Here is a 13,459-nt window from a genome sequence, read left to right as displayed (position 1 = left end):
ATTTCACATATCTAATAAATATGCAAAAATAAGAGGAGCTACAATGGTCGCATCGCTCTCGATAATAAATTTAGGGGTATTGATATCCAGTTTACCCCAGGTAATTTTCTCGTTAGGAACAGCTCCTGAATACGAACCGTAACTGGTTGTAGAATCTGATATCTGACAAAAATAGCTCCAGAATGGTGTGTCTTCACGTTCCATATCCTGATACAACATAGGCACTACACAAATTGGGAAATCCCCGGCAATACCACCACCTATTTGAAAGAAACCAATTCCGTTTTCAGAATTATTGGTATACCAATCTGCTAAAAAGGTCATATACTCAATACCCGACTTCATTGTTGAAGCTTTAAGCTCTCCCTTTAGCACATAAGAAGCAAAGATATTCCCCATAGTACTATCTTCCCAACCCGGGCAGATAATAGGCAGATTTTTTTCAGCTGCGGCATACATCCATGAGTCTTTTAAATCAATCTCGTAGTATTCTTCAAGCACACCACTCAACAACATTTTATACATAAACTCGTGCGGTAAATAGCGCTCACCGGCATCGTCAGCATCTTTCCAGATTTTGAAAATATGTTGTTGCAATCTGCGGAAAGCTTCCTCCTCAGGAATACAAGTATCAGTAACTCGATTAAGACCTTTTTCTAAAAGATCCCATTCTTCCTGTGGAGTTAAATCTCTATAGTTAGGAACACGCTTGTAATGCGAATGCGCTACAAGATTCATAATATCTTCCTCCAGGTTTGCACCGGTACAAGAAATAATCTGAACCTTATCCTGACGGATCATTTCCGCAAAAATTTTACCCAACTCTGCGGTACTCATAGCTCCGGCAAGAGAAACTAGCATTTTTGCACCATTCTCGAGCTGCGCTTCATAACCTTTTGCAGCATCTACAACCGAAGCTGCATTGAAATGCAAATAATATTTTTCTATAAATTGAGAGATTGCTCCCTTAGTCTTCATCGTCATTTAAGTCAAATTTATTTACGCCGCCTTTAGAGGGTTTAGCTACGTAAGTATTATCATAATTATCTTCTATATCTTCTCCTTCAAATTTGTAGCTCAACATTTTATAGTAAAGTTTAGCTGCTAAAAAGTCTGAAGATTTATCGTGCTCGCTAGGGCAAAGTTCCATAATATCAAAACCTACCACATTCTTTTCAGCAAAAAGACGCTTTAAGAAATCCATAGTTTCATACCAAAATAAACCGCCCGGCTCAGGAGTTCCTGTTGATGGCATAATAGAAGGGTCTAATGCATCAAGATCAAATGTTACAAAAACGTGATCTGTACATAAATCTATAACCGTATCTGCCCAGTACTCATCCTGTACCATTTCGTGAGCGAAAAATACTTTATCCTCATCCATTACGGTTTTCTCAAGAGCATCCATACTGCGTATGCCTACCTGAATTAGATTTGTTGTCTGACTAGCTTCATACATCGCACAGGCGTGGTTGCATTTGCTGCCCATATATTCCTGACGCAAATCTGTATGCGCGTCTATTTGTAATACCGTAAGATTATCGTAAAGCTCATTAAAAGCACGTATGGCTCCTATTGACACCGAATGTTCACCGCCAAATAGCGTAACAAACTTGTTACGTTTAATAAAGTCTTTAGTTGTTTTATGAACTTCTTGAACCATTGCTTCTGGAGAACTAGCTTCAGTTATTGCAGGAGCGAGATAAATACCCTGCTGATAAACTTCAGTATCAGTCTCAATATCGTAAGTCTCCATATTTTCTGATGCGTCTAAAAAAGCCTGCGGCCCTTTGTCTGCACCTTTACCCCAAGTACTAGTCCCATCATAAGGCACCGGGATTAATACAATTTTTGAAGTTTCCAGTTTGGCAAACTCATCAGGGATGCCAGCATAATTTTTAGTTGTACTCATAACCTAAAATCTTAAGCAATTGTTCTGCTTTTTGTTGTTCATTAAATATACGGGTTGTTAAGTTACCATTTTCATCCCTATCTATCAGAATATGTTTAGGCTGAGGGATTAAACAGTGTTGCAGACCGCCATAGCCTCCTATGGTTTCTTGATAAGCACCGGTATTAAAAAACCCGATGAATAGTGGTTTATCTTTTTTATATCTGGGTAAGTAAATCGCGTTACTGTGCTGCTCACTATTATAGTAATCATCACTATCACAAGTTAGACCTCCTAGCAGAACGCGCTCATATTCTTCATCCCATCGGTTTACCGGCAGCATAATAAAGCGCTTGCTAATCGCCCAGGTATCTGGCAAAGTGGTAATAAATGATGAATTTATCATATTCCACTTTTCGCGATCGTTTTGTTGTTTTTGATACAGCACTTCATAAATGGCACCGCCACTCTCTCCTACTGTAAAACTTCCAAATTCTGTGAAAATATTAGGTACAGGCACTTCAGCCTCATCGCATGTAATCTTGATTTGATTGATGATCTCGTCTACCATATAAGCATAGTCGTAATCAAAAGCCAACGAATTTTTAATAGGAAAGCCTCCGCCAATGTTTAGACTATCTAGTGAGGGACAAATCTTTTTCAATCTAATATAGACTTTAAGACATTTATTCATCTCATTCCAGTAGTAAGCGTTGTCACGAATCCCGGTATTGATAAAAAAATGAAGCATTTTAAGCTCTAACTGGTCGTTATTCTTAATCTGGTCTTCATAAAAAGGAACAATATTCTTATATCCTATACCCAACCTTGATGTATAAAACTCAAACTTAGGTTCTTCTTCAGAAGCAATACGAATACCTATTTTAAAATCACCTTTAATACCTTCAGTAAGCAAGTTGATTTCTTCATAATTATCAATGATAGGAATACAGTTCTTTTGCCCATCATTAATAAGATTAGTAATATTCTTAATGTATTGGTCCCTTTTAAAACCATTACAAATCACAAATGTCTCATCTGTGATCTTACCATTTTCTTTCAACTTATTTACAATATTGATATCAAAAGCAGAAGATGTTTCTATATGAATATCATTTTTTAGAGCCTCATCAAGTACATGCTTAAAATGCGAACTTTTTGTACAATAGCAATAATTATAAGAACCCTTATAATTGTGCTTTTTGACAGCATCAGCAAACCAGCCTTTGGCTCGATTGATGTTTTCAGAAATTTTAGGCAAATAACTGAATTTCAATGGAGCGCCATACTGCTCTACAAGAGCCATCAAGTCTATATCATGAAACTTTAATTGATTGTCCTCAAGTTTGAATTCCTCTTGAGGAAAATAGAAAGATTGATCTATAAGATCTATATACTTTGTATTCATTAAATTGTTTAAAGCAGGAAATGTAAAAAAAGAATTTGATATACAATGCAATCAACTCTTAAGGTAATGTAAAAAAAATACTAATCTCCCTTTTTACAACACTTTAAATCTAAAATAAAAAAACAAAACACAGTCTTAAAGCATCATAAGGTTGTTAATTTCCTGCTCACTCAAATGTTTATACTTACCTCTTGGCAGGTCTTTTTTTGTCAAACCGGCAAGTGTAACACAATCTACACGTACAACTTGATAATCTAAATGTTCAAAAACAGTACGTATAAGACTGCTTCCTATATTTCTCATGCGAAGACCTACTTCTTTTTTGGGAGCTCCATCTACATACTTTAAATCTTCGACCTCGTATTTTTTACCATCTATAGTAAGACCCTTTTTAATTTTCTCAAGATCTTCACCTTTTAGGTTTTTATCAAGCTCTATATGAAAGAGACGCTGCAAACCAGCTTTTGAGTTGGTTAATTTTTGCATCACCTTCTCATCATTGGTAAATAAGATAAGTCCTGTTGCATTACGGCCCAACCTTCCTACCGGCTGAATTCTAGACTTTGTAGCGCTAGCCACAAGATCCATAACCGTCATTCCTTTATAATTGCTGGTGGTTACAGAAAAACCTTTTGGTTTATTAAGCAATACATAAGCTTTAGACTCCGGGTTGATGCGACGACCGTCAAAACGTACATCATCATCTAAATTAACTTTATATCCCATCTCATTAATGATCTCGCCATTAACCGAAACCTGACCGGTAGCGATATACATATCTGCTTCCCTGCGAGAACAGATGCCACTATTTGAAATATATTTATTTAAACGAATACCGCCTTTACCAGAACTGGCGGTCGCTGTGCGACTACTAGCGGCTGTATTTTTCTTTATAGGAGCGTTCCCTCTTGCGTTACTTTTGCTACGCATATTATTAGAACCGCGACCAGATGCTTTCCCGTCTCTCTTTCCATCTTGATGTCTGCTCATAACTTAAATTTTGCGCAAAGATACATATTTAAAAAACGAATTTAATACCTGAAACAAAGCTTCAAAGACATAAACTGAATACCTAAAAAACTCTTCTTGTTAATCTTTAGTTCATATTAGAAACTAATGCGGTTATTAAAACTGAAGGTTTAAGAAACAATAACAAATTAGTCTGTATTAATTCAATCTAAAACCTTCTGAAATCTGACGACTTTCTTGCTCTTAATTAATAAAAATGGATTTGTTTAGAAATTGTCCCTAACCTGAAATTGAACAGAAAAAGCAGGTATTGCATCAAATTAGCGTAATACAAATTATACCGCGTAATGCAAGTTGAATTAATATTTTTGGGACATCAATCACAAATAAAAAAAACATGAAAAAATTACACATTTTAGTTTTAGCTCTCGCACTAACAGCTACAAACCTTTTTGCAAACACCGACCCAAAACCAGAATCAAAAAGCGTTGAGCTTCGTGCTCAGGTTGTAGCACTTTTAGGAAACCCTGATATCGAATTAGAGCAAGATACAATAGAAAGCAACATTCACTTTATGGTGACTGCTCAAGGGAAACTTGTTCTGCTCAATGTAGCTACAGAAAATAAAACCATTGAAAACTACATCAAATCAAGATTAAACTACAAAAAGACCGATATAAAAGTATTAGGGAATCGTTTTTTCAATATCACCTATACCATTAAAAAGCATTAGTAGTAATTAGTTTATTTGAATCAGCCTTAAAAGCCATCCTTTCAGATGGCTTTTTTTTTATAGAATACGGTTGATCACAACATCTGTATCAATCAGCAAAATGCTAAAAACACCTAGCACGATGATTAGCTTCAAAATATTGTGTAAAAGCAGGTAATGCAACTTTTCGTTAGACTTCCACAACCAGAATAAAAAAACCAGCAGCAGAATCATACTTAAATAAAAATAGTAGCTCATCAAACCTACATCAAAATTGTTAATGAGTAAAAAAGCGGGAATTACTGTAATACCCACAAGCAATGTTATTAAAGCTTTGGTAGAACGTTCTCCGTAAATCACTGGAAACGTATGATAACCTAAGGCAATATCTCCTTTTATATTTTCCAGATCTTTAATAAGCTCGCGCATTATTATAATCAAACCTAAAAACAAAGCGTGTACAAAAATTACTTTTTCAAAATTTCGGTAATAAATAAATACTGCAAAAAAAGGAGTTAACGCAAGAGATGCAGAAGTTAGATTTCCCAAAAAAAGAACTTTCTTCAGTTTATGGGAGTAGAACCAAATCCCGAAAATATATGCTGAGAAAAACAGCACTGCAAAGAACGAAACATAGCTAGCAACAATGATTGAAATGAAATTGAGCACAAAATACAAAGTGAGTATTTTTTTTTGGCTCACCATATGGTCTAGCCTTGTCTTATTAGGCCTGTTGATCAAATCTTTTGCACTATCATAAAAACTGTTAATAATATAACCCCCGGCGATAACCAGAGAAGTAGACAATACAATTAGAAACAGATTAAGATCAAGCACTACATCTCGCGCACGTAGATTATCTGGCGATAAAATAAATATCGAGGCCAGGTATTGTGCTAAAACAATAATGAGAATATTATACCCACGCACCACCGAAAACAAACTCAAAAATTTGAGAAGTAACAGTTTATTTCTTCGGCTTATGCGAGACATAAACGAGTATTTTAATTGAAGATAATTCTTAGAAGTTATAGACCACTTCTAACTTGTGACCATCAAGTGACCTACGAGCTTTATCAATATCTTCGGTAAAACCTAAAATATAACCGCCACCTCCAGAACCACAAAGCTTCAAATAGTAATCATTAGAATCTAAGCCTTGTTTCCATAAATCATGAAAACTTGCAGGGATCATAGGTTTAAAATTGCGAAGCACCGTTTTAGAAAGCTGTTTAACATTACCAAAAAGCGATTTTACATCACCCTTTAAAAAGTCATCTATACAAGCATCAGTATGTTTGACAAACTGATTTTTTAACATTTTACGAAAACCTTCTTGCTTCATACTTTCCATAAATATATTGATCATCGGCGCTGTCTCGCCTACAATACCACTATCTAAAAGAAAAACTGCTCCTTTACCGTCAACGGTTTGAGAAGGAATTCCGGCAGGCTCTATATCGTCTTTACTATTGATCAAAATAGGCAGGCTCAAATAACTATTTAAAGGATCTAAACCAGAAGATTTTCCATGAAAAAAAGACTCCATCTGCGCAAAAATCTGCTTAAGCGTCAATAATTTTTCACGGGTAAGATTCTCCAAAATCGTGATCTTATCACTTGCATATTTATCGTAAATAGAAGCTACAAGCGCACCGCTACTCCCCACTCCATATCCTTGAGGAATAGTACTGTCAAAATACATACCTTCGGTTATATCGGCCTTTAAAGCTTCAATATCAAACTGCACTAATTCCGGTTGATTTTCTTGGAGTTGCTGAAGATACTCAGCAAAACGACCTAAACTTTCATTAGATTTAACAGCGATCTCATCTGGGTTTTCATCTACTTTTAAAGCACCCTTATAAAAGTTATAAGGTATAGATAAACCCTTTGAATCCTTGATGATTCCATACTCACCAAAAAGAAGAATTTTTGAATAAAATAAAGGTCCTTTCATAAATCTACTAGTTATTAGGCCTTGGCAAAGTTACAACTTAATTGCGCCACTTCCCACACTGTCAAAAATATACCTGTTATCCTGACAATATTTACTTAAATTATTTTTAATAAATTCATGAACCTGCTCTTTATCTTTATCAGGAAATAAAACATGAACATTAGCACCCGCATCTAGCGTAAAACACACAGGTATACCGGTTTCTCTTCTATATTCCCAAATCTTATCTATAATATGAAGTGTGTTTGGCTTCATTAATATAAAGTAAGGATCACTAGTAAGCATCATTGAGTGTAGCGTAAGCGCTTCACTTTCTACCAGCCTCACAAACCCATCTAAATCTCCGGTTTTTAACATAGGAATGAGCTTAGATAAATTTACCACAGCCTGTTCAAAACGACTTGCAGCATAAGCATGATTGTGCATCAGGTTATGCCCCACAGTACTACTCACCGGCTTCTCTCCTTTATCCACTAAAAGAATAGCATCTTGATAGTTGTCAAAAACCGGGTTTATTTCATAAGGGTATTGAACTCCGTATAAATCGCTGCTTCCTTTTATTTCTGCATGTTCTCCCCAGACAACTAAGGGACCTTCTAAAGATCTACAACCACTTCCTGAACCCAACCGCGCAATAAACGAAGCTTTTTGATTGAAATGTTTCAAAGTCATTTCTGGCTGCATTTCGCGTTCCATTTCCATCAAACATAATGCAAGAGCACTCAAACCACTAGCGGAAGAAGCGATACCAGAACTGTGAGGAAAACTGTTTGATGTTTCAATAGTAAACTCATAATCTTTTACAAAAGGTAGATATGATTGAATACGCCCAAAGAATTGATAAATTTTAGGCTCAAAACCAGGCTTGTGTTTTCCATCTAAAATCACCTTAAGCTCATATTCATCAGTGATTTTTTCACGCTTAACATAACTCAATTTAGTTGTGGTCTTACATGTATCTAGTGTAAAACTAATTGAAGGGTTTTTAGGTATTTGCACACCGTGTTTACCCCAATATTTAATTAGAGCTATATTACTAGGAGAAGCATAACTCACTGACTCACTTGTCAGTGCCTGAGTGTAGACCTCAGGGTGAAATTTGGTAGTTGTCATACTGCAAATATACTGTCTCTAAAAACTTATGAAAGTTTAAACTCAATTTTTTAATGAATTAAGAACTCAAATTTATTTTCTAAATTAGTAACAAGTACAGTTCTAATGATCACACAAAAGGCTTTACGCATTTTAATACCCGTAACGATTTGCTTAATCGTGGGATTTCTTGATGCAATAGCGACTCAAAGTAGCGTTGACGTGTGGTATATTAATTTAGAAAAGCCTTTTTTCACTCCACCCAATTGGTTATTTGGCCCCATATGGACGCTTCTCTATATACTTATGGGTGTAGCAGCAGGTATGGTTTGGAACAAAGGTTTCTACCATAAATGGGTAAAAACAGCTCTATATCATTTTGGTTTTCAACTTATATTAAATGCCAGTTGGTCTATATTTTTTTTCGGGCTTAAACTTATATTACCTGCACTTATTATTATTTTGGCTTTGCTTATTCTATTACTTTTTACTTTTAAATGGTTTAAAGTAGTGAATCCTAGTGCGGCGACTCTATTAATCCCCTATATAATATGGGTAGCATATGCAACAGCTCTCAATTTTGAGATTTGGCGTCTCAATTAAAGACTTTCTGCCAGAGCCTTTGCTGCGATAAAACCACCCGTCCAGGCATTTTGAAAGTTAAACCCTCCCGTTACTGCATCTATATTGAGTACCTCACCTACCATATACAAGCCCTTGATCTTTTTACTTTGGTATGTTTTAAAATCAATTTCAGTGAGATCAACACCCCCTGCAGTCACAAATTCCTCTTTAAAAGTACTTTTTCCACTTACACGAAAATGACACGTTAGCAATTGTTGCTCCAGATCATTAAGCATGGCTTTATTAAGATCTGCCCATTTTAAAGAATCAGAAATCCCTGAAGCTTTAACCAAACTTTGCCAAAGGCGTTTAGGCAAATCAAAAGGAGCCCACTTCGCAACGGTCTGTTTTGCCAGATTAAATTTTGATTCTCTCAAGGCTTCCCGTAATTGATTTATATTATAATCTGGCAACCAAGAAATCTCAATTAAAAATTCATAATTAGATGCTTTTAAAGTGCGAGCACCCCAAGCCGATAATTTAAGAATTCCCGGCCCGCTCATACCCCAATGCGTTATTAAAACTGGTCCTTCAGTACCGTTGTGGTCAATTTGTGCCTCATTTACAAGTAATGACTTTTTATTTAAATCTAAAAGCTTCACTCGAGCTTGAGTAGCAAGTCCTGCTAAACTTGTGATACGCTCATCTCTTATATTAAATGTAAACAAAGATGGCACAGTGGAAGTCACTTTTACCCGAGCTCCCTCTAGCAATTTTAACATCTTAGGATTACTCCCGGTAGCCACAACAACGGTTCTGGAGAGATAAGTGAAATTTTTAGAACCTAATTCAAAAGTATTATCATCATTTTTTTTTAATGATGTCACAGGTATTTTAGTTTCTATCGCTATGTTGTAGTGCGAAGCCTGTTCAAGAAAACAATCTATAATACTTTGTGAACTGTCGCTTTGCGGAAAAACCCTCCCGTCTTCTTCTATTTTCAAAGGAATGCCTAAATCTTCAAACCAAGCCATTGTATCCCCAGTCATAAACGTATGAAAAGGGCCCAGCAACTCCCTTTTTCCTCTTGGGTAAAAATCGGTAAGTGGCCTGGGTTCAAACACAGCGTGCGTCACATTACAACGACCACCGCCCGAAACACGCACTTTCTCAAGAACCTGACCTCCTCGCTCTAGAATAAGAATTGAGCTTCCCGGTCTGTTTTTAGCTAAATTAATTGCAGTAAAAAACCCGGCTGCCCCTCCTCCGATAATTATTGAATCGTAAATCATTTTACAAAGATACCACCAAGCTTGATTTCTATTCCTAAACCGCTATAAATTTAAAAATCGTTTAATCGATTTAGTACCTTATTAAATAAGCTTTTAAGACATTTCTAATTTATAGGTTACACAGATTTGACGTTTTAAGAATTAAAAAGGGTGTTTTGTGCAGGTAAAAAAGTACTATTTAAGATGTTTTTTTGAGGTTACTTTTAATTTTTTTCAAAAAAAAAGAATCACAAGATTCACTAAACTCTTTTAGGCGAAAATTTCAACAGTATGAATATTTCATAATTTTTTCACTATATTATTAGATATTATTAGTTATTTGATAATATATTGAGGATAAGCGTATTTTTTACAGTTTTCAAAACTATATCGATTTCGTTACTTAAACGTTGTAGTTACCCTTATTTATTCAATTATTTATATAAATTTGATGACCAAGAAACACTTTTGGAAAAACCAATAATTCAATTAAAATTCAAACTTATGAAGCATGTAATACTTAGAAGTATGTTGTTTTTCGCTTCGCTCTTACTGGCAGGTATGGCGCAAGCACAAACAGTATCCGGAACAGTATCAGAACCCAATGGCCCATTGCCTGGCGCAAACGTTCTAGTCAAGGGAACCACAAATGGCACTACAACAGATTTTGATGGTAACTATACCTTAAACAATGTTCCTTCAGATGCAACACTTGTATTTAGTTATGTAGGATTTTCACAACAGGAGGTTGCTGTTAATGGCAGGTCTACTATTAGTGTAACCCTAGAAGAAGATGCTGCAGCTCTTGAAGAGGTTGTGGTTATTGGTTATGGAACTACAACTGTACGTGATGCAACCGGGTCTGTTTCTTCTGTTACTGCAGAAGAATTTAATCAAGGTGCTATCGCTTCTCCTGAACAATTGATTCAAGGTAAAACGGCAGGGGTAAACATCTCACAAAATAGTGGTGAACCTGGTGCTGGAAATAACATTAGAATCAGGGGTTCAAACTCTATTCGTTCTAATAACAATCCACTTTTTGTTGTTGATGGTATTCCACTTTCTGGTGAGTCTACAACCCCATCAGGTGGTGATATTATAAATGGTGCAAACGCTACCAGAAACCCTTTAAACTTTATCAACCCTAACGATATTGAGAGCATATCTATCTTGAAAGATGCCTCTGCAACAGCAATTTACGGTTCTCGTGGTGCTAATGGGGTTGTTATCGTAACGACCAAAAGTGGTCGTGGCTCTCAGGGTGGTGTATTTGAACTGTCTACAAGTATGAGCTTTTCTGCACCAGCAAGAGAATATGACCTTTTTAATGCTCAGGAATTTCTTGCTAATACTGCTGACTTAAGAGGTCAGGATATTGCTAATGATCTTGATTTTGGATCAGAAACAGACTGGCAGGATTATATTACACGTTCAACAATCTCTACAAATAATAACCTTTCTTATTCTAATAACTACAACTCAGGTAATGTACGAGCAACTGTAAGTTATGGAAACATTGAAGGTGTTATTCAAAATTCATCACAAGAGCGTATTACTACACGTCTTAATGCCAATCAACGTTTTTTTGATGATAAATTGAGTTTTGCACTCCAAGCTTCTTATTCTCGTGTAAATGACGAAGCGCCACCAATTAGTGGTCAGGGAGGTGCAAGTGGTAACCTTATTGGTGCTGCTTACTCTGCTAATCCAACTTGGCCCGCAGACCCTGAGTTTTTCTTTGCCGGAAACCTCTTGAATCCTGCAAACTACCTTAATAATTACTACTCAATTACAAATACAAACAGATACCTGTTAAACCTATCAACTGAATATAAATTTACCGATGCAATTACCGGTAAAGTAAGTTTAGGTTATGACAAATCTGACGCAGAAGCTCAAGCTGCTGTATCTCCTAATATCAATAACTTTAACAGGGTTACAGATAATGGTCAGGCTTCATACAACACATTAGAAAACACCAGTAAATTACTAGAAACAACCCTGCGTTATGCTAAAGATTTTGATGGCTTCAAGATTGACGCACTTGCTGGTTATTCGTTTCAGGATTTCAGACGTCAGGGCTTTAATGCTCAGGGTTATGGATCACCAGTTACAAACCTTGTAGACATGCAGAGTACTTTAAGAGGTGCAGTAAGTGATTTACGTGGTTTAATTAATACCCCTTATCAGCAATTTGGATATGATTCTAATGGTGCTAACACGTTCCTAAATTCATTAATGCCATTTGATGATTCTGGAGTTTTACCATCATTTAACGGTGTATATGAATCATTGTGGTTAGATACCTTTGACAATACAGATGAGTTACAATCTTATTTTGCACGTGTTCAGTTAACTTTTGCTGATAAATATTTACTTACTGCAACGATGAGAGCTGATGGTTCTTCGCGTTTTGGCGAAAACAACAAGTATGGTTATTTCCCTTCTGCAGCATTTGCATGGCAACTGGGTGATGAAGATTTCGTAGGTGATGCATTCTCTACGCTTAAACTTCGAGTAGGTGCAGGTTCTACTGGTAATCAGGAAGGCCTGGGTTATGCTCAGTACTTAAACAGACAGCGTTTTGGTGGTCCTTCTATTACGGATGACGGGACAGTTAACAGACCTGGTCTAGAAACTGTAGCGGTACAAAACCCAGATCTTAAATGGGAATCTACAATTGATTTAAACTTTGGTATTGACTTTGGTTTTAACAACGACCGCTTTAATGGTTCGCTTGACCTATATCGCAAAGCTACACGAGATCTTTTATTTAGATCTCCGGCTCCGGCACCAGCTTTTGATCCATTCAGATTCGTAAACTTAGAAGATGGTGAGGTAATTAACAAAGGGGTTGAATTAGCCCTTAACTATGACTTGATTCAAACTGAAGATGTGAATTTTTCTGCTTCATTTAATATTTCATACAACCACAATGAAGTAACTGGCCTAAATGGTGCCGTCGCTAATTTTGGTGAGGTAAATGGTCCTGGTCTTACTGGTGCATTTGTACAAAGACTTGGAGAGGGAAGATCATTATTTTCGTATTATATGGCTGAATATGCTGAGGATGCTGATGGTACTCCTAACTTTTCTGCAGATGATAAAGATTTTGTTGGAAAAGATGCATTACCAGATTGGAATACAGGTTTATCACTTAATTTAAGTGTAAAAAACTGGGACTTCTCAACCTTCTTTACCGGTCAGTTTGGTTTTTATGTGTATAACAATACAGCGAATGCGTTTCTTAACAGACCTACTTTTCTTACTTCAAGAAATGCCACTCCAGATGGATTGGCCCTTGTTTCTCAGGAAGTTTCAACCCTTTACTTAGAAAGTGGTGATTTTGTAAGACTTCAAAATGCGTCTATAGGCTATAATGTCCCTATGCGCGAAGGATCTGCAGTTCAATCACTCAGAGTAAATGTTACTGGTCAAAATTTATTTTTAATCACCGGTTACAGCGGTCTTGATCCAGAAGTGTCATCTACTACAGGTGATTTTGGTAGCGGTATTCCAAGTGCAGGAATAGACTATACGTCTTTCCCAAGACCCACTACAGTAACAATAGGATTAAACGCTAAGTTTTAAT

At 36.3% G+C, this 13,459-nt stretch carries 11 protein-coding genes; 3 read left to right on the top strand and 8 right to left on the bottom strand.

The window, feature by feature from the left end; all coding sequences use genetic code 11:
* Nucleotides 1–3: 3 nt before the first annotated feature.
* The 4 genes from DSM03_RS16475 to DSM03_RS16460 all read right to left on the bottom strand — a co-directional run bounded on the left by DSM03_RS16475 (nucleotide 4) and on the right by DSM03_RS16460 (nucleotide 4,289).
* Entirely contained in the window at nucleotides 4–978 is a 975-nt protein-coding gene (locus DSM03_RS16475; protein ID WP_128762716.1) for a deoxyhypusine synthase family protein, read from the bottom strand.
* Entirely contained in the window at nucleotides 968–1,912 is a 945-nt protein-coding gene (gene speB / locus DSM03_RS16470) for an agmatinase (protein WP_128762715.1), read from the bottom strand. The genes DSM03_RS16475 and speB overlap by 11 nt, the downstream gene beginning before the upstream one ends.
* Entirely contained in the window at nucleotides 1,899–3,299 is a 1,401-nt protein-coding gene (locus tag DSM03_RS16465; RefSeq protein ID WP_128762714.1) for an arginine decarboxylase, read from the bottom strand. Before DSM03_RS16465 ends, speB begins: the two co-directional genes overlap by 14 nt.
* A gap of 135 nt (nucleotides 3,300–3,434) precedes the next feature.
* Nucleotides 3,435–4,289: a pseudouridine synthase gene (locus DSM03_RS16460; RefSeq protein ID WP_128762713.1), complete on the bottom strand. Its 855-nt coding sequence runs from the start codon at nucleotides 4,287–4,289 to the stop codon at nucleotides 3,435–3,437.
* Nucleotides 4,290–4,665: 376 nt separating this feature from the next.
* On the opposite strand from DSM03_RS16460, the gene DSM03_RS16455 reads away from it, so the two are divergent.
* Complete coding sequence (locus DSM03_RS16455) at nucleotides 4,666–5,001, top strand: hypothetical protein (protein WP_128762712.1); 336 nt, start codon at nucleotides 4,666–4,668, stop codon at nucleotides 4,999–5,001.
* A gap of 57 nt (nucleotides 5,002–5,058) precedes the next feature.
* Here the strand turns inward: DSM03_RS16455 and DSM03_RS16450 are convergent, their stop codons facing one another.
* The 3 genes from DSM03_RS16450 to DSM03_RS16440 are packed head-to-tail and all read right to left on the bottom strand — an operon-like array spanning nucleotide 5,059 to nucleotide 8,053.
* Nucleotides 5,059–5,973: a geranylgeranylglycerol-phosphate geranylgeranyltransferase gene (locus DSM03_RS16450; protein ID WP_128762711.1), complete on the bottom strand. Its 915-nt coding sequence runs from the start codon at nucleotides 5,971–5,973 to the stop codon at nucleotides 5,059–5,061.
* 28 nt (nucleotides 5,974–6,001) lie between these two features.
* A complete protein-coding gene (locus tag DSM03_RS16445) occupies nucleotides 6,002–6,940 on the bottom strand; it encodes a mevalonate kinase family protein (RefSeq protein ID WP_128762710.1) in 939 nt (312 codons plus the stop codon).
* Nucleotides 6,941–6,970: 30 nt separating this feature from the next.
* Nucleotides 6,971–8,053: a diphosphomevalonate decarboxylase gene (locus DSM03_RS16440; protein WP_128762709.1), complete on the bottom strand. Its 1,083-nt coding sequence runs from the start codon at nucleotides 8,051–8,053 to the stop codon at nucleotides 6,971–6,973.
* A 105-nt stretch (nucleotides 8,054–8,158) separates the two neighbouring features.
* On the opposite strand from DSM03_RS16440, the gene DSM03_RS16435 reads away from it, so the two are divergent.
* Complete coding sequence (locus tag DSM03_RS16435) at nucleotides 8,159–8,635, top strand: TspO/MBR family protein (protein WP_201740460.1); 477 nt, start codon at nucleotides 8,159–8,161, stop codon at nucleotides 8,633–8,635.
* Here the strand turns inward: DSM03_RS16435 and DSM03_RS16430 are convergent.
* Entirely contained in the window at nucleotides 8,632–9,888 is a 1,257-nt protein-coding gene (locus DSM03_RS16430; RefSeq protein ID WP_128762708.1) for a BaiN/RdsA family NAD(P)/FAD-dependent oxidoreductase, read from the bottom strand. The two genes, DSM03_RS16435 and DSM03_RS16430, sit on opposite strands and share 4 nt — an antisense overlap.
* Nucleotides 9,889–10,371: 483 nt before the next feature.
* On the opposite strand from DSM03_RS16430, the gene DSM03_RS16425 reads away from it, so the two are divergent.
* Nucleotides 10,372–13,458, top strand: a complete 3,087-nt coding sequence (locus DSM03_RS16425) for a SusC/RagA family TonB-linked outer membrane protein (RefSeq protein ID WP_128762707.1) — start codon at nucleotides 10,372–10,374, stop codon at nucleotides 13,456–13,458.
* The last annotated feature ends 1 nt before the right edge of the window (nucleotide 13,459 follow it).

It is taken from the genome of Leeuwenhoekiella aestuarii (genome assembly GCF_004104055.1).
GTDB lineage: Bacteria > Bacteroidota > Bacteroidia > Flavobacteriales > Flavobacteriaceae > Leeuwenhoekiella > Leeuwenhoekiella aestuarii.
This window is presented reverse-complemented; position numbering and strand designations above follow the sequence as displayed.

What these genes read in the sequence shown, in the direction of transcription:
- DSM03_RS16440 (WP_128762709.1), bottom strand. Translation starts at nt 8,053, where the DNA reads ATGACAACTACCAAATTTCACCCTGAGGTCTACACTCAGGCACTGACA.
- DSM03_RS16450 (WP_128762711.1), bottom strand. Translation starts at nt 5,973, where the DNA reads ATGTCTCGCATAAGCCGAAGAAATAAACTGTTACTTCTCAAATTTTTG.
- DSM03_RS16445 (WP_128762710.1), bottom strand. Translation starts at nt 6,940, where the DNA reads ATGAAAGGACCTTTATTTTATTCAAAAATTCTTCTTTTTGGTGAGTAT.
- DSM03_RS16455 (WP_128762712.1), top strand. Translation starts at nt 4,666, where the DNA reads ATGAAAAAATTACACATTTTAGTTTTAGCTCTCGCACTAACAGCTACA.
- DSM03_RS16435 (WP_201740460.1), top strand. Translation starts at nt 8,159, where the DNA reads ATGATCACACAAAAGGCTTTACGCATTTTAATACCCGTAACGATTTGC.
- DSM03_RS16425 (WP_128762707.1), top strand. Translation starts at nt 10,372, where the DNA reads ATGAAGCATGTAATACTTAGAAGTATGTTGTTTTTCGCTTCGCTCTTA.
- DSM03_RS16465 (WP_128762714.1), bottom strand. Translation starts at nt 3,299, where the DNA reads ATGAATACAAAGTATATAGATCTTATAGATCAATCTTTCTATTTTCCT.
- DSM03_RS16460 (WP_128762713.1), bottom strand. Translation starts at nt 4,289, where the DNA reads ATGAGCAGACATCAAGATGGAAAGAGAGACGGGAAAGCATCTGGTCGC.
- DSM03_RS16430 (WP_128762708.1), bottom strand. Translation starts at nt 9,888, where the DNA reads ATGATTTACGATTCAATAATTATCGGAGGAGGGGCAGCCGGGTTTTTT.
- speB (WP_128762715.1), bottom strand. Translation starts at nt 1,912, where the DNA reads ATGAGTACAACTAAAAATTATGCTGGCATCCCTGATGAGTTTGCCAAA.
- DSM03_RS16475 (WP_128762716.1), bottom strand. Translation starts at nt 978, where the DNA reads ATGAAGACTAAGGGAGCAATCTCTCAATTTATAGAAAAATATTATTTG.